The following is a 15968-nucleotide window of genomic DNA, read 5'->3' as shown; positions in this document are numbered from 1 at the left end:
ACGTCAGAGTATAGGGGCGTAAGGCGCCCGCACCCATTACTTCTTCCACTCGAGATCCACTTCCGATACACGCCCTAGGGCGAACGGGCAGACCTGGTCGCCGACTTCGCCACCGACCGGATCGTCGGCCAGAACCACGGCCGCAACGATCCGCTTGGCCACCGGCTCGCGGTGCATCTCGAAACTGCGGCAGAGCGCCATCACAACCAACAGAGGCGTGCTGACCGCCAGAGCCGGCCGGGCTGGAGCGACGTTGACCAGCACGTTCACGGCAGACCCCAGCCTGCCTACTCTTCCAGCCCTTGAGTGGTCCGCCGCTCGCGGCCCCAGGCGGCCAGCGGGCGGAGTGCATCGTTGAGGCGCATGCCGTCCTCGGTCAGCGAGTACTCGACGCGGGGCGGCACCTCATCGTAGGAGACACGGTGGACGACGCCGTCCGCTTCCAGCTCACGCAAGTGGGAGGCCAGCACCTTCTCGGTGATGCCTGGAAGCAGTCGGCGCAGCTCACCGAAGCGGCGGCAGGGGTGCTCGTGGAGGGCCCAGAGGATCAGCACCTTCCACTTGCCGCCGATCACCTCCATCGCGGTGTCGATCCCGCAGATATGTCCGTCTGATGCACCCGGCCGGTTCAGCGTCGTCATACCCCGCCCCTCTGACGTGCTCGCTCACCCCGGGGTAACCACCCACTTCCAAGTGCGTACTTGATTACCTCCGGGCCTGTGACCAGCCTAATCGGCATGGCACAGGACACTGTTGAGAAGACTTCCGTCACACTGTTGGGCCTTGGCGCGATGGGCACGGCACTGGCCCGTACCTGGCTTGCCGCCGGCCACCCGCTCACCGTCTGGAACCGCACCCCGGCCCGCGCCGCGGTACTCGCCGCCGAGGGGGCACGGGTCGCGGACAGCGCCGCTAAGGCGGTCGCGGCGAACGCCCTGGTCGTCGTCTGCCTGTTGGACGACCCCTCGGTCGACGAGGTGCTCGCAGACTCCGACCTATCCGACAGGGACCTGGTCAACCTCACCACCAGCACCCCTGCCCAGGCGCGCGCCCGCGCCGAGTGGGCCCGCGAACGCGGCGCCCGCTACCTGGACGGCGGGATCATGGCCGTCCCTCCCATGATCGGTGTCCCGGAGGCCGGCGGCTACGTCTTCTACAGCGGCTCGCGGGAGCTGTTCGAGCGGCACCGGGAGACGCTGGCCGTCCCAGCCGGCACCACCTACGTCGGCGAGAACGCGGGCTTCGCGGCCCTGCACGACGTCGCACTGCTCAGCGCCATGTACGGGATGTTCGCCGGGGCCGCGCACGCCTTCGCCCTGATCCGCAAGGAGGACATCGACCCCGCGGCGCTCGCCCCGCTGCTCGCCGACTGGCTCGTCGCGATGGCCCCGGCAGTTCACCAGACCGCCGACCATCTACGCACCGGCGACTACACCAAGGGCGTCGTATCCAACCTCGCCATGCAGGTGGCGGGCACACCGACCTTCCTGAGCACCGCCGAGCAGCAGGGTGTCAGCCCGGAACTGCTCAACCCCTACTTCGAGCTGATGCGCCGCCGCCTGACCGAGGGCAGCGGCGAGGAGGACCTCACAGGCGTCATCGACCTGCTCGTCCACTGACCAGCACTTTCGCAGCAGGCCCCAGCGCGAATACCGGTGACTTTGGTGGGTTCTGGTCGTTGGACGGGTTGTGCCAAGACCGGGTCAGGTGAAGTCGCCGGAGGCTGATCGGTTCTCGGATCGATCGCGTTGGGAGTGCTGACGCGGGCGTTTCCGCCGGAGCTGATCGACGAGGTGGTCGCCGAGTGCGGCAGGGTCGAGCAGCGGACGCGGCTCCTGCCGGCACGGGTGGTGGTCTACTTCGTCCTGGCGATGTGTCTGTTCTTCGGGCAGGCCTACGAGGAGGTGGCCCGGCTTCTGGTCCAGGGGCTGGAGCGCGAAGGCCGGTGGGTGAAGACCTGACGGGTGCCCACGACGGCGGCGATCGGCCGGGCCCGTCTGCGGCTTGGGCCGGAGCCGTTGCGGGCCCTGTTCGCGCCGGTGTGCCGGCCGGTGGCGGTCGCGCGGACGCAGGGGGCCTGATACCGGCGGTGGCGGTTGGTCGCGGTGGACGGCACGGTTTTCGACGTTCCGGACACCGCGGCGAACGCCCAGTTCTTCGGGCGTCCCGGTACCAGTCGCGGGCAGGGCCGCAGCGCATATCCGCAGGCGAGGGTGGCGGCCCTGGCCGAGTGCGGCACCCATGCCGTGTTCACGGGCCGAGGTCGGACCGCTCAAGGTCCACGAGACCGTCCTGGCCCAGCAGCTGTTCCCCAGTACGTCCATCACGCCGGCTCGGCAACGCGCCGCGTGACCGCCGCCTGGACGGTCAGACGGTTGTCCCTCCAGCGCTCGGTGTCGGCCCCGCGGCGATGGAGAAGCCGAGGACGAGGCCGTCGTCGCCGGCGTGCGCCGAGGTGAGCGCGACACCCTGCGGCAGTGCGGTGACGGCCACGGTCCTCGGCCGCAGTTCGTCGCGGAGTCCGGAGGCGGCCGGCAGCGCGGCGAGGTCGTCGACGGCCGCGCTTCGGCCGAGGACGCTCACCGTGGTGGGCGTGATGGTGCAGGCGTGCGCGGTCGTGGACACGGTCGCCCGTACGGTGACCGGCAGGCCCAGGGGGCCGACGCTCCCTGAGAGGATCAGGTCGCCGCCCTGGCCGCCGGCGGTCAGGCCGTTGCCCACCGCGCCCAGGCGCCGCGCCACCTGGTCGTATCCCACAGTGGCGGTCGCGGTGCCGCCGGCGCTGTCGCCCTCGGTCGTCACGTCTTTCAGGTGAACGGTCACATCCAGCACAGCATGCCGGCGGTGCACTCCTTTCGCGCTCACCTCGACGTCTCCGACCTCCCCGCCCAGGGTGTGCAGACCCGCGAGGGGCGTGGTGAGGTCGGCGCGCACGGGACCGTCCGGCCGCAGCCGGCGGGCGGCCTGGGCGACGATCCGCCCCTCGGTGCGATGCTCGACCAGAAGGTCGGTCGCGCTGACGAGCAGGGCCAGGATCGCGGCGGTGACGGCCAGGACGAGGCGAGTCTTTCGGCGGCGGGTGGGTCTCACGGGACACTGCTCCGGATCTGTCGGTGGACGGTCAGGCGTTCAGGCGTGGCAGGACCCGGTCGAGGCGGCGGGGTATCCACCAGTTCGCCCGGCCGATGAGGAACATGGCGGACGGCACCAGGATCAGGCGGACGACCGTGGCGTCGACGACCACGCTGATCGCCAGCCCCAGGGCGAGCATCTTCACGACCACGGTCGGTGAGGCGGTGAAGGAGAGGAACACCGCGGTCATGATGAACGCGGCGGCGGAGATGACGCGCGCCGTCGCGGACAGTCCCTCGCCCACGGCGAGCCGGTTGTCGCCCGTGCGGTGCCAGGCCTCGGCGATCCGGGACAGCAGGAAGATCTCGTAGTCCATGGACAGCCCGAAGACGATGGCGAACATCATCATCGGCACATACGACTCGATGGGCACCGGTTCCGAGAGCCCCAGCAGCGAGTCACCCCACCCCCACTGGAAGACCGCGACGAGCACGCCGTACGAGGCCGCCGTGGTGCACAGGTTGAGCACGACGGCCTTGAGCGGGATGACGAGGCTGCGGAAGACCGTCATGAGCAGCAGGAAGGCGAGGACCAGGACAATGCCGATGACGATGGGCAGCCTTTCGCCGACCGTGTCCCGGAAGTCGGCCTGGCCGGCCACGGTGCCGGTGAGGTAGGCCTTGGCGCCTGTGCGGTTCAGGGCCTTTGGCAGTGTCCGTCCGGAGAGAGTGGCCACCAGGTCGCCGGTGGCGGCGTCCTGCGGGCCGGTGGTCGGGGTCAGCGTGGTGACGAGGATCTTCCCGTCGGCGCTCGCCTTGACGGGGGTGAAGGCGGCCACGCCGTGGGTGGTCCTGAGGGCCGCGGTCACGTCGCCTGTGATCCGGTCGACGGGCGACTTCGCGCCGCTCACGTCGACGACGGTGACGATCGGCCCGTTCGCCCCCACCCCGAAGCCCTGCCCGCCGGCTTGTGCGATCCAGTCGTAGGCGGTTCGGGTGCTGCTGCCGGGCCGGTCGGCGCCGGCGTCGACATGGCCGAGACGCATCGACAGCAGGGGTAGCGAGCACACGCCGAGGACGGCGACGCCGACGGCGAGAAACGCCCAGGGGCGCCGGGCGACGAGGTTCGCATAGCGGTTACGGTCGTCGCCGGCCGCCGTGCCCTCGGCGACCGGGCGGCGCAGCCGGAGCCGGTCGATGCGCCTGCCCACCAGTCCCAGAGCCGCCGGTACGAGGGTGAGCGCGGCAGCGCCGGTGACGACGACGGCGAGGGTGGCCGCGAGGCCGATCTTTCCGATGAAGGTCAGCCCACAGGCATAGAGGCTGAGCATGGCGACGGCGACGGTGAGAGCGGCGACCAGGACAGCGCGTCCGCTGGTGTGTGCGGTGCGGCCGGCGGCGTCGGCCGGGTCGTGCCCGTCGATGAGGTCCTGGCGGAAACGCGTCGTCAGGAAGAGGGCGTAGTCGATGCCGACACCGAGGCCGATCATGCCGGCAAGGGTGGTCGCCGACGTGGCGAAGGAGAGGGTGGCGGCGACGATGCCCACGACGCCGAGGCCGACCCCGACGGCGATCAGCGCGGTGAGCAGCGGCAGCAGCGCGGCGAGGACGCTGCCGAAGGCCAGCAGAAGGATGACGAGGGCGGCGACGATGCCCACACCCTCGCTCAGCTTGTCGTCGGCCGGCGCACGGACCACCTGGTCCAGGTCGCCGCCGTAGGCGACGCCGAGTCCTGCCGCCCGGGCGGGGGCGGTCGCCGTGTCGAGTCGGCCGGTGAATTCGTGGCCGAGGTTCTTCAGCTGCTCGTCGAAGGAGACGATGGAGTACGCGGTGCGTCCGTCGGCGCTGGTGACAGGCGCCGATACGGCGGTGACGTGCGGCAGATCACGCAGGTCTGCGAGGGTGCGGTCGAGCGCGGATCGGTGCTCGGCCACGGTGCCGGAGCCGGTGTGGAACACGACCTTGCCGCTGGGCCTGCCCGCCTCGGGCATGGAAGTGGCGAGGAGATCAGCACCGGTGTGGGAGGCGGTGCCGGGCAGGCTGACCTGGTCACTGAACGTGGGCGCGGCGAGATGCCGTCCGGCCAGTGCGGCCACGAGAACCAGCAGCCAGACGGCGATCACCGCTACCGGATGCCGGGCACAGAAGCCGCCGAGGCGGCCGAGTCCGCGGCGGCCCGCGGACGAGTCGCTCGCCGAAGGGGCGGCGGTGCGCGCCCCGCTCGGCGCGGGTGGGTGCTGTAGCGATCGAGCCACCATGGTCTCCCAGAAAAGTGTCACTAGTGACACGAACCCTAGAGTCAAAGTGGCATGAATGACAATTGGCATGAGTGACATTTGCGCATGCGACGGCCCGGGCGTGTGCTGCCGGCGCCGCGGCTACGGGACCGCCGCAACGGCCCATGAGCCGCGAGAGTGGCATGGGTGTCAATTGACAGTCGTGGCACATAGCGGAAGGCTTCGGACCATGCCCAGTGAGATCGCCACCGCCGGACTGCGCGAACGCAAGAAGGAGGAAACGCGGCACCGCCTGCTGGAAGGGGCGGCGCGCCTGTTCAAGGAACGCGGCTTCGAGGCCACCACGGTCGCGGACATCGCCGCATACGCGAACGTCTCGGTGCGCACCTTCTTCCGCTATTTCGAGAGCAAGGAAGCGCTGCTGCTGCCGGACAGTGTCGAGATCTTCGCCTACGTCGAGGACGCGCTGGCCCGCCGCCCGGCGGAGGAGGCACCCCTGGACGCCGTGTGCAACGCCCTCCTGGAGGCGGCCGAGCCGTTCGCCGCCTCCACGCTGACCGCTCTCAGCCATCCGGTCCAGGGCATCGAGAACGTCGTCACGGCCCGGCTCGTCCAGACCTTCTCCGACTTCGAGGAGCGGCTCACCGTCCTGGTCGAGAGCAGACTGCCGCCGGACACACCGGACGCCGATCTCACGGCCGCGGTGATCGCGTGCGCCGCCCTGTCCGCGGTCCGCGCCGTCCTGCGCACCCGCAGGGCGCGCCGGGCCTCCGGGCTCACGGACACCGGCCCCGCGCCCCTCCTCCGCGCGCTCGGGATACTGCGGACGATCGGCTCACCCGCGCAATCCTGACGGCGAGTGAGGGCCCGGGACCATCGGGAACGGACCCGGCTGCCCTTCCCCGATCCCGACCGCCGACGTAATAACGGCGCCGCTTCCCCGTTGCGCACCGGCGCAGCCGCGCGGCGGTGGCTCGCATCTGGCCCGGCCGGTGCCTTGCCCGCGCGCGGCCTGCGTGAGCCGCGCCGTGTCGGCTTCTGCCTCGGCTCCCCGCGCCCGCGGGCCCCGCTGTTCCGTGTGCTGCTGCCGGACATCGCGTTGATCATTTGCTGGACAGGTCCTAGTCTGCGGGTCTCTGGGAGCGATCACCGCTCCCTGATCGAACTGGACCCACATGCCCACCGCCACTCCGCCTCCTGCCGCCGATCGCCTGAACCCACAGGAGATGGTGGTCCTCCACCGCGTCTTCCGTCGCGAGATACCGCTCCTGGCCGATCTGATAGAAGCCGCCCCTCCTGGGGACGGGCAACGCGTCTCGACGATCGCCGACCACCTGGACCTGATCCTCGGCGCCCTGCGCGAACATCACGAGGGTGAGGACGACCTGCTGTGGCCCAAACTGCGCGAACGTGCCGTCCCCGGTGACGACGTCGTCGCCCGCATGGCCGGACAGCACGAAGTGATCGCCGGCGCGCTCGCCACGGCCACCGACCTGTCGCACCAATGGCGCACCCAGGCCGACCGCGACGCCGCTCTCCGCCTCGCCGCCGCCCTGCGCGAACTCGGCCGGCACGCCGCCGCCCACATGGACGACGAAGAAGAGCACCTCCTCCCCTTGATGGCCGATCACATCACGCCACGCGAGTGGTCCGAGGTCGGCGAACGCGGGCGTCACAGCGTCCCCAAGACCAAGCTGCTGATCTTTCTCGGCGCAATCCTCGAAGACGCGACGGCCCAGGAACGCCATTTGTTCCTCGCGCAGATGCCCGCCCCTGCCCGCCTGCTCTGGCGCACCATCGGCACCCGTCTCTACGCCCGGACCACCGCCCGCGTCCGCCGCCCCGGCGACATGATTCCCCGGACGTAGGGCTCCGGCGCCACCGGCTCACGCCGGCCGATCGGGCGATGGGGCCCAGCCCGTCCGAAGCGTCGGCAGCGGCCTGCGCGGCGGCGAGGACGTCGCCCGGCTCGTTCACGAGCTGGGACAGTTCCGGCTTCGGACGCAGAAGGGCGAGCACGGCGTCGTCGACCACCATCGGCTGGGACGCCGTGCTCTTTTATGGCGTCAGGTTAGCGCGCTGCAGATCGCGGCATCCGAACCGCGCGTCCCGTCAGCTGAGGCAAGGTTCTCTGACACGGCACTAGGAATTGGGAGTCGGGCCGCGACCCTGGAAGGGGGGTTCGTGAGCGTCGGGTGCGTGCAGCGGTCTGAACGTGTTGCTGTGATCGGAGGCGCCGTTCACGAGTCAGCTCGTAGGCGGTTGACGGGATCCCGTCCGATCACTTCGATCGGGCGGGATCTCTGCGTTTCGCCGGACGGGCGGCAGGCACCCCTGGCGGGCGGCGCCCGTAATCCGCTGTTCACCGCCTCCTTCGCGAGCAAGAATCGTCCGCATGTCTGCGATCCCCGGTGGCACGACCACCTTCCACGACCTGCCCGCGTTCCTCGCCCAGCCTCGCGTCAACTCCCTTGCGCTGTCCGCCGACGGTGGCCGTCTCGTCGCCACCGTGCAGACGCTGTCGGAGGACCGGACCAGGTTCGTGTCCGGGCTGTGGGAGATCGATCCGGCCGGGGAGCGCGAGGCGCTGCGCCTGACCCGGTCGGGGAAGGGCGAGTCCGGGCCCGCGTTCGGCCCGGACGGGGTGCTGTACTTCCTGTCGGAACGCGAGGACGACAGTGAGGAGGACAAGCGCGAGGGTGCCGCGCTGTGGGCGCTGCCCGGGCGTGGTGAGGCCGCCGTCGTGGCCCGGCACCCGGGCGGGATCACCGCGTTCACCGTCGCCCGGGGCTCCGGCGCGCTGGCACACACCGCCGGGCTGCTGCCCGGGACCGCCGACGCCGAAGCGCACGGCAAGCTGCGTACGGCGCGCAAGGACGCGAAGGTCACCGCGATCCTGTACGAGGCCGGGCCGACCCGCGCCTGGGACCGCGATCTCGGCCCCGAGGAACAGCACACCTTCGTGCGCGCGGGGGCCGAGGGCGCAGTGGTCGACGCCGGCGGGCAGGGCGTCGGCCTCGAGCACCCCGGGGACGTGGCACTGTCGCCCGACGGGACGCGAGTGGCCTACACCCGGTTCGTACCCGGCCGGGTGCCCGCCGAGAACCGCACCGCCGTGGTGGTGGCACACGCGGCCACCGGCGAGGAGGTCTTCGTCCTGGGCGATGTGGAGCACCTCTACGAGGCGCCGGTGTTCACGCACGACGGCTCGGCGGTCGTGTGCTCGCGGATGACGTGGCCGACTTACGACGAGTCGATGGACATGACGCTCGTCCGGGTCGGCGTGGACGGCGGCGAGGCCGTCGATCTGCTGCCCGGGTTCGACAACTGGCCTGTCGGTGCCGTCTGTTCGACGGTCGACGACGCCCTCTTCTTCGTGGCCGATGTGGAGGGTCACGCGCCCGTCTTCCGGCGGGACGCGGACGGCACCGTGACCCGGCTCACCGCCTCGGGCGCGTACGGCTCGCTCTGCGTGGCCCCCGACGGGCGGACGCTGTACGCGCTGCGCAACGCGATCGACTCGCCGCCGCGGCCGGTCAGGTTCGAGGCCGGCGTCGCCGACCAGACGCCGGTCGAGCTGCCCGCCCCCGGTGCGTTCGACGCGCTGCCGGGCACCCTCACCGAGGTGCACGCCAACGCGGCGGACGGGTACCGGCTGCGCGGCTGGCTCGTGCTGCCTGAGGGCGCGTCGGCCGAGAACCCCGCGCCGCTACTCGTCGCCGTGCACGGCGGGCCGCAGGGCAGCTGGAACGGCTGGACCTGGCGGTGGAACCCGTGGCCGTTCGCGGCCCGCGGCTACGCGGTGCTGCTGCCCGACCCGGCCCTGTCGACCGGCTACGGTCAGCAGGGCCACCGGCGCGGCTGGGGGCAGTGGGGCGGGGTCCCGTACACGGACGTGATGGCGCTGACCGACGCAACCGAGGCCCGTGACGACATCGATGCCGCGCGCACCGCGCTCGGGGGCGGCTCCTACGGCGGCTACATGGCCAACCGGGTCGCCACGAGCACCGATCGGTTCAAGGCGATCGTGAGCCACGCGGGCCTGTGGGACCTGCGGTCCTTCCAGGGCGACACCGACGCGCCCTGGTACTTCCAGTGCATCTTCGGGGACCCGGTAACCCGGCCCGAGCGGTACGAGGCGCACTCCCCGTACCTGGACGCCGCGAAGATCCGTACGCCGATGCTGGTCATCCACGGCGCGAAGGACTACCGCGTGCCGGTCGGCCAGGGCGCCGCGCTCTTCCAGGATCTGCAGCGGTTCAAGGTGCCTGCGAAGTACCTGTACTTCCCGGACGAGAACCACTGGATCCTCTCCCCGGGCCACATCCAGGTCTGGTACGAGGCGTTCCTGAACTTTCTCGACCATCACGTCCTTGGTGACGAGTGGCAGCGGCCCGGACTGTTGTGAGCGCGGGCGGGCGTCGGCCTTCGACGAGGTGGGCCCCCGCTTTTGGGCAGGAACGGACGCCGGTTCACCGCGGCCGACGCGTTAGCGGACGCCAGGAGTGAGACAGGACAAGGGGCTGCAGGCGGGTGTCCCCGGCTACAGCCCCTCGATGGCTCGGTGCTTACCCGGTAAGCACCCGTCAGTCGATGAGCAACTCAACTAGTACTGCAACGGTGCTTGTTGTGTCCACGACCTCCTCGACCACCGGCGCTCAGCGGTGGCCCAGCACGTTCACCACGCGGCCGTTGGGGTCGCGCACGAAGAACCGCCGCACCCCCCATTCCTCGTCCCGCAGGGGATGGAGGATCTCCGCACCGCTATCCCGCATGGCCGCGTAGGCCGCGTCCACGTCGTCCACCTCCACGCTCAGGTCGGGCGCGAGCGGCGCCGTCCTGTCGCCGGCCATGAAACTGACCTGCGCGGCAGGGGCGGACGGGGAGGCGAGCGTCATGATCCAGCCGTGGTTCATGACCTCCTCGAACCCCAGCAGCCCGTAGAAGTCCCGGCTCTCCTCCGGAGCCTCCGACCGGATGTTGGGCACGACACGACGAACGCTCATCGGGCGACTCCAGGTGTGAACAGGCGCGTCTGTGGGGCGTAACCAGGAGTACCACGGTCCCATCGCCCCGCGCTTGCCGTGGGAACGCCTGCCGTTCGATGTCTTCGGGAGGCGGTTTCGCACCCAGCTCGCCCCGACCGGGAGGTGCGCGCGGAGCTGTCCGTGTACGAGGGCGGCCCCGTACGGTGGGCGGCCCGGCTCACCGGACACGGCCACGACGTCCTGACCTACGCGAGGCCGGCCCGGCTGCGACGCCCGACCCGGTGGACCGGCGCAGGGTGAGCGCCTCGTGGAGTTGCGCCGCTCGGAGAGGGAGGGCCTGCGCCTGTACATCCACCTCGGCCCGCGGCTGCAGGTTCAGTCTGCCGAAGACGTGGCGGACAAGGTGCGCACCGCTCGCCGGCTCGGCAACCGGTGGGTGCTGTAGCTGAACGGTGAACAGGTCGAGTCGGTCGCCCATCTGCGGGCGATGGCCGGTTCCACCGCGTGGGCTTGTGCTCGGCGATCGAGGACCATACGGCCGTCCAGCGCGACCCGGGCAGACGGGCAGACGGGCAGTGCGGAGTCGCGGCAGCGGCCAACGGGTTCGGACGGCGCACCAGGAGTGTTCAGGCAGCGGACGCCGGGGTGTCCGCTGTGTACTTGAGGCCGTCGAGGAGCAGGTCGAGGAGGCGGCCGGCCCGTTCGCGCTGGTCGGGAGCGCTGGTGATCAGCGCGATGCCGGCCAGGCTGAAGCCCGACGTCGAGGGCGTCGATGTCCGCGCGCAGGAGACCGGCGTCAGCCCCGGCGTGCAGCAGGGTGCTGATCGCGGTGCCGAGCTTGTCGAGGGTTTCGGCGAAGGGGTCCGCTCCGGATGCGACCGCGGCCCGCAGCGCGTCCGCCATGCCCTGCTTGGCCGCCACGTAGTCAATGAAGTCGTCCATCCAAAGGCGGATCGCTCGGTCCGGCGCATTGTCGGCGAGCAGCTTCGCGGCTCTGTCGCAGACACCGGCCAGCTCATTGCGGTAGGCCGCTTCGACCAGCGCCTCCCGCGTGGGGAAGTGGCGGTAGAGCGTCGCCGAGCCCACGCCCGCGGCCTTGGCGATCGTGTCGATCGCGACATCCGGGCCCTTCTCGGAGAAGGCGCGCACGGCCGCTTCGAGGATGCGCTCCCGGTTGCGGCGGGCATCGGCGCGCAACGCACTCGGCTTGCTGGTCAAGGACTGCTCCTTTCGTCTGGGGACCAGTCTAACTGGACAACCGGGGAGTTCCCCGCTTAGCCTGAAGGATAACTGGGGAACTCCCCGGTTGCGTGGGTGTCGGCCCGCCATGCGCCCCAGGCAAGGAAGATGTTCATGACCTCCCCCAAGACCGTTTTGATCACCGGTACGTCCTCCGGCATCGGCCTGGCCACCGCCATCGGCACCGCCCGGGCGGGATGGACGACCATCGCCACCATGCGCGACATCCGCAAGGCCGAAGCCCTGCTCAACGCTGCCGCGGAGGCGGGTGTCGCGGACCGGATCCAGGTCAAGCGCCTGGACGTGACCGACTCCGCTTCGATCACCGCCTGTCTCGACGAGGTCGTCGCAGAGCATGGCCGCCTGGACGGGCTGGTCAACAACGCCGGCGCCGCCCAGGTCGGCACGATCGAACAGACCAGCGTCGACGACGTCCGCGCCGCCATGGAGGTCAACTTCTTCGGCGTGGTGGCGGTGACCCGTGCCGCTCTGCCGCACCTACGTGCATCGAAGGGCCGGGTGATCACCGTCACCAGCGTCGGCGGCGCTGTCGGCCAGCCCTTCAACGAGGCCTATTGCGCGGCCAAGTTCGCTGCTGAGGGCTTCATGCAGTCCCTCGCACCGGTCGCCGCCACCGTCGGCGTCGATGTCACCGTGGTCGAACCGGGCGCGGTCGCAAGCGAGTTCGTCGACAACCTCGGCCTTGACGTCCCGGCGCTGCTCGCCGCCGCGGGGCCTTACAGTCCGGCGCTCGAGGCTTACATTGCCCGCACTGTGCGCATGTTTGACAACGCCCAGACCCCGGCCGAGGCAGCCGCCCCGATCGTGGACGCCCTCACCGTCGCCCGCCCGCCCTTCCGCGTCCAGACCTCACAGTGGGCCCGCGACTTCGTCGCCACCACCCTCACCGACCTCGACGGCTCTGCCGTCCAGACCCTCACGGGTACCTGGGTGCGCTGACCCGCTGCCGGTGCCGGCAACGGCAGCACCACCGCCGGCGCCACACCGCCGCGCCGGGCCCGCCCGGCGTCCCGCCGCAGCCGTCAGCGTGAAGCCGAGGAGCAGCTGCAGCAGCTGGCGGGGTGCAGACCGGTCCGGCCGCCGGCGTCGTTCGGCGGCTGCTGCGCGGGTCGGTCACAGTGCCGGCCTGATCGAGAACGCGTAGAAGCGGACCTCGGTGGCGGCGATGAACAGCGTGGTGCCCCTTCGGGAGGTGGCCCGGCCGCCGGTGTCGGCCTTCCCGGTGGTCCGGGACGGCGCTGGGGGCCGGGCCTGCGGTGGTCGGCGACCACCGGGCGGCACGTGGCCGCGGGGTCGAACGCGATGCGCACCCAGCTGATGGTCCTGGACCACGACCCTGACATTTCCGGGCTGGCGGGGCGGTCGGTACGGCTGCTGTGGCGTGACCCGCACGGTCAGGTGCGTTCCTGGGTGCCGCAGCTCTTCGCCCGCCGTGTCGACGGCACCACGCTGCTCGCCGTTACTGCCTCGGCCACCCTGACACCGACGGCGAACGCGCGAGGAGTGCCGCGGAGGCGGTGGCACAGGCGTGCGCGGACATCGGCGCGGGGCCTACCGGCGTGTCCCACCGCTCGACGACATCCCGGCCGCCGACCGGAAATGGCTGGCCGGCTACCGCCACCCCGTAACGCCGGGCCGGCCCGGCCTGACGGGACGGGGCAGTCCTTGAGGCTTCCGCGCGGCCACGGCCGCTGATTTCAGGGGCCGAAGCGGCCGACCCTGCCCGTGGAGCCGCCGGAGCTGTTCGCCGCTTCTTGACGGACCACCGAGGACATCGGCCGCCCCCTCCGGCTCGCGGGCACCCGCCTCGCCGACCACGGCGGAGTGGTCATCATGCATCCGCCGCATGGCCACCCCCTTCCCTCAGCCGGACTCCTCGGTCACACGTGGCCTGAACTCACCGTGTTGCAGGTCATGTTGCCCGGTGGCCGGATTGTGACGGATCTATGTACACGGTCATGGCATGCTCAGGCCGTCACCGAGTTCCGACCGGTTCCGCTTTCAAGCGGCACGCGCCGGTACCTCTCTGTCAACCCCCCACCTCACACAGGAACGACCTTGCGCAGACCCATGAGGCACAGGCGCGCCCTGCTGCCTGCCTTCGCTCTGACCAGCCTCTTCCTCGCCGCGGCCTGCTCCGCTCCGGCGTCGCAGGCCGAGCAGCCGACGACCGCCGGACCCACCCGGCACCTCACGGTGGACGACGGCTCCGACCCCGGCACGGGCCACGCACTCCCCGTCGCAGCCGCCCCCACCACCACCCCGGCCGCGGAGGCGGCCCCGTCCAGCTCCGGGCGTCGGGCGCACAAGACGGCGCTCACCGTCAGCTCGTACGACAGCCGCACGCACCGCGCCGTTCTGGCCAACCAGGCGAATCGCAGGGTCACTTCGCCGCGCCCCTCCGGAAACCCGTCCGGGCACCCCTCGGACTCCATCTCCAACTCCCCCAGCTCCCAGCCCTCGTCTCCTGCCCCCACCTCTTCTCCCTCAGCCACCGCCCCGCACGAGGCCGCCGTCGGCGATGTCATCGCCAGCGCACCCGCGCCGGGCGCCCCGCACGGACTGCTCGCCAAGGTCACCAAGGTGATCGGCGAGACGGACCGCGGCACGGAGGTGCAGACGGAACCGGCCACACTCAACGCGCTGCTGGGCGACGACACGGCCAAGGGCGCCGTCCCGGTCGACCCCGAGTCGTTCACCGTCGACAAGCTGCTGCCGAACGTGAAGGTGTCCTGGTCGAAGGCGGGTGACGTGCACGTCGGGCCCAAGGGCGGGACGGTACCGCTCGGCAGTCTGCGGCTCGACGTCGGCGCCGAGGTGCCGACCGCCAAGGACGCCCCCGTCTCGGCCGCCGCCTCGTTCAACGGCTTCGTCCAGCTCGCACCGCGCGTCGACTTCGCCTACGGCGGCGCCGGAACCGACGTCCCACCCGGCTCTGCCTACCTCGGCGTCTCCGGCGACTGGAGCTCCGGCTGGGCCGTCAGGGGCCGGGTCGCCGCGGCCACCGGGACTCCGCTGCGGATCCCCTTCGCCAAGCTGCACGCCGACCCCATCCTCCAGGTCGGTCCCGTGCCCGTCGTCGTCAACCTCGACCTGATCTGCTATCTGCAGATCAGCGGCGACGGCCATGTCACCGTCGACGTCCAGCAGCAGGTGAAGGGCGGCTTCAAGGCAGGCGGCACCTTCGGTCTGGGCAAGGGGTGGACGCCGATCAGCTCCTCGGACATGACGAGCACCCCGGTCCGCGCCTCCCTCACCACCTCCGGGCACCTGAACACCGCCCTTGGCGCCCAGGCCTCCGTCGGTCTCTACGGCGCCGCCGGCGTCGCAGCCGACGTCGCCCCGTATCTGCGAGGCGAGGGATCCGCAGCGGTCACCGCCTCCTCCGACGGCAAGGTCAAGGCGGAGGGCGCCTGGTCCGTGTACGGCGGTGTCGACCTGTCCGGCACCCTGCGCCTCCAGCTGTCCGTGTTCGGCACCCCGATCATCCATCGAGACATCCCACTGGGCGCCCTGCACCGGGAGTGGAAGCTGGCGAGCGGCACCCTCTGAACGCCTGCGGGTGTTCGACGATCTCGTGACCTGGCTGCACACGCGGGGCGAGAAGGCACGATTCCACTCGGCCACCAACACGCCGAGCCGGCGTACCCTGCGGTGCACCAGGGCCCCAGTGTGTCCAGCATCGAGAAGCCGATTCCGCTGATGGCCGCACGCGCGCTCGGTCCGAGAGGAACGGTCCCCGTTGCCGTAGAGGCCGGCGGCGGGGGCCTGAACCTCGATGACCGCATCGCCTACTGAAACGCCGCGGCCCAGCGGTTGTACGGCTTCACGGCGGAGGAGGTTCACTGAGCTGGGAGTCTGGTGACCAGATCCCATCTGCTGCAGGATTTGCCCTCTGCAGGGGAGGGCGGAAGTGGGTCTTCAGCGACGTGCGGACCTGGCTGGGGCGGCTCATCTGGACGCCTTGACGCACCTCGCCCGCAGCGCGGATGCCTACGGGTGGCTGCTGATCCTGGCCCGCACCGGCAGGGAACCCTGGCCCCGGACCGACGCCGCCGCCCTGGACCGAGTCCTGCACGAGGGCGCCGAACGCGACGCGGCCGCACTGGCAGCCGACCTGCGCGGCAGCCTGGACCGGCTCCTCGACGAGGCGGAGGCCATGCCCGCGAACCGCCATCCCACGCTGGTCTGCGCCCTCGCGGGATGGCGGCACCCCGCCTGGTTCACGCTGTGCCGCGCCTGGCGGGAACTGGAAACCCACCACGTCGACCTGGACCTGGGCTACTCCCCCGCCGACTGGCCCACCGACTACGTCGCCTAGAGGTTGTCCCGTATGGGGTGTGAGTTATCCGGTGAGAGCCAGGTTGTGGAGCCGGGCGATGCCGAGCATGGCCTGGTGAACGCCGTAGCCC

15 protein-coding genes are annotated in these 15968 nt (G+C 71.0%); 9 read left to right on the top strand and 6 right to left on the bottom strand.

Annotated elements, in window-relative coordinates; translation table 11 throughout:
* Positions 1-36: 36 nt before the first annotated feature.
* Both ACF1GV_RS40975 and ACF1GV_RS40970 read right to left on the bottom strand, forming a co-directional pair.
* Entirely contained in the window at positions 37-270 is a 234-nt protein-coding gene (locus ACF1GV_RS40975; RefSeq protein WP_391692023.1) for a hypothetical protein, read from the bottom strand.
* A 17-nt stretch (positions 271-287) separates the two neighbouring features.
* Positions 288-641, bottom strand: coding sequence for a winged helix-turn-helix transcriptional regulator (locus ACF1GV_RS40970; protein ID WP_391692021.1), 354 nt, complete (start codon positions 639-641; stop codon positions 288-290).
* 96 nt (positions 642-737) lie between these two features.
* Between ACF1GV_RS40970 and ACF1GV_RS40965 the strand changes: the two genes are divergently transcribed.
* Together ACF1GV_RS40965 and ACF1GV_RS40960 are read left to right on the top strand one after the other, a co-directional pair.
* A complete protein-coding gene (locus tag ACF1GV_RS40965; protein ID WP_391692019.1) occupies positions 738-1619 on the top strand; it encodes an NAD(P)-dependent oxidoreductase in 882 nt (293 codons plus the stop codon).
* A 135-nt stretch (positions 1620-1754) separates the two neighbouring features.
* Entirely contained in the window at positions 1755-1961 is a 207-nt protein-coding gene (locus ACF1GV_RS40960) for a transposase domain-containing protein (protein WP_391692047.1), read from the top strand.
* A 406-nt stretch (positions 1962-2367) separates the two neighbouring features.
* Here ACF1GV_RS40960 and ACF1GV_RS40955 read toward each other — a convergent pair whose 3' ends face one another.
* Together ACF1GV_RS40955 and ACF1GV_RS40950 are read right to left on the bottom strand one after the other, a co-directional pair.
* A complete protein-coding gene (locus ACF1GV_RS40955; protein ID WP_391692017.1) occupies positions 2368-3090 on the bottom strand; it encodes a hypothetical protein in 723 nt (240 codons plus the stop codon).
* 31 nt (positions 3091-3121) lie between these two features.
* Complete coding sequence (locus ACF1GV_RS40950; protein WP_391692015.1) at positions 3122-5329, bottom strand: MMPL family transporter; 2208 nt, start codon at positions 5327-5329, stop codon at positions 3122-3124.
* A gap of 208 nt (positions 5330-5537) precedes the next feature.
* Here ACF1GV_RS40950 and ACF1GV_RS40945 point away from each other — a divergent pair, with 208 nt between their 5' ends.
* The 3 genes from ACF1GV_RS40945 to ACF1GV_RS40935 all read left to right on the top strand — a co-directional run bounded on the left by ACF1GV_RS40945 (position 5538) and on the right by ACF1GV_RS40935 (position 9716).
* Positions 5538-6161, top strand: coding sequence for a TetR/AcrR family transcriptional regulator (locus ACF1GV_RS40945; RefSeq protein ID WP_391692013.1), 624 nt, complete (start codon positions 5538-5540; stop codon positions 6159-6161).
* Positions 6162-6534: 373 nt separating this feature from the next.
* Positions 6535-7176: a hemerythrin domain-containing protein gene (locus ACF1GV_RS40940; protein WP_391692011.1), complete on the top strand. Its 642-nt coding sequence runs from the start codon at positions 6535-6537 to the stop codon at positions 7174-7176.
* A 527-nt stretch (positions 7177-7703) separates the two neighbouring features.
* A complete protein-coding gene (locus ACF1GV_RS40935) occupies positions 7704-9716 on the top strand; it encodes a S9 family peptidase (RefSeq protein ID WP_391692009.1) in 2013 nt (670 codons plus the stop codon).
* A 250-nt stretch (positions 9717-9966) separates the two neighbouring features.
* On the opposite strand, the gene ACF1GV_RS40930 is transcribed toward ACF1GV_RS40935, so the two are convergent.
* Entirely contained in the window at positions 9967-10314 is a 348-nt protein-coding gene (locus tag ACF1GV_RS40930; RefSeq protein ID WP_391692007.1) for a VOC family protein, read from the bottom strand.
* 357 nt (positions 10315-10671) lie between these two features.
* Complete coding sequence (locus tag ACF1GV_RS40925; protein WP_391692005.1) at positions 10672-11514, bottom strand: TetR/AcrR family transcriptional regulator; 843 nt, start codon at positions 11512-11514, stop codon at positions 10672-10674.
* 135 nt (positions 11515-11649) lie between these two features.
* On the opposite strand from ACF1GV_RS40925, the gene ACF1GV_RS40920 reads away from it, so the two are divergent.
* From ACF1GV_RS40920 to ACF1GV_RS40905, 4 genes are all read left to right on the top strand, one after another.
* A complete protein-coding gene (locus ACF1GV_RS40920; RefSeq protein ID WP_391692003.1) occupies positions 11650-12495 on the top strand; it encodes an SDR family oxidoreductase in 846 nt (281 codons plus the stop codon).
* A 1131-nt stretch (positions 12496-13626) separates the two neighbouring features.
* Positions 13627-15108, top strand: coding sequence for a hypothetical protein (locus ACF1GV_RS40915; RefSeq protein ID WP_391692001.1), 1482 nt, complete (start codon positions 13627-13629; stop codon positions 15106-15108).
* A 120-nt stretch (positions 15109-15228) separates the two neighbouring features.
* Complete coding sequence (locus tag ACF1GV_RS40910) at positions 15229-15354, top strand: hypothetical protein (protein WP_391691999.1); 126 nt, start codon at positions 15229-15231, stop codon at positions 15352-15354.
* Between the two features lie 166 nt (positions 15355-15520).
* A complete protein-coding gene (locus ACF1GV_RS40905) occupies positions 15521-15877 on the top strand; it encodes a maleylpyruvate isomerase N-terminal domain-containing protein (protein ID WP_391691997.1) in 357 nt (118 codons plus the stop codon).
* Positions 15878-15968: the final 91 nt, after the last annotated feature.

Source organism: Streptomyces sp. NPDC014006, assembly GCF_043088925.1.
Classification (GTDB): Bacteria; Actinomycetota; Actinomycetes; order Streptomycetales; family Streptomycetaceae; genus Streptomyces.
This window is presented reverse-complemented; position numbering and strand designations above follow the sequence as displayed.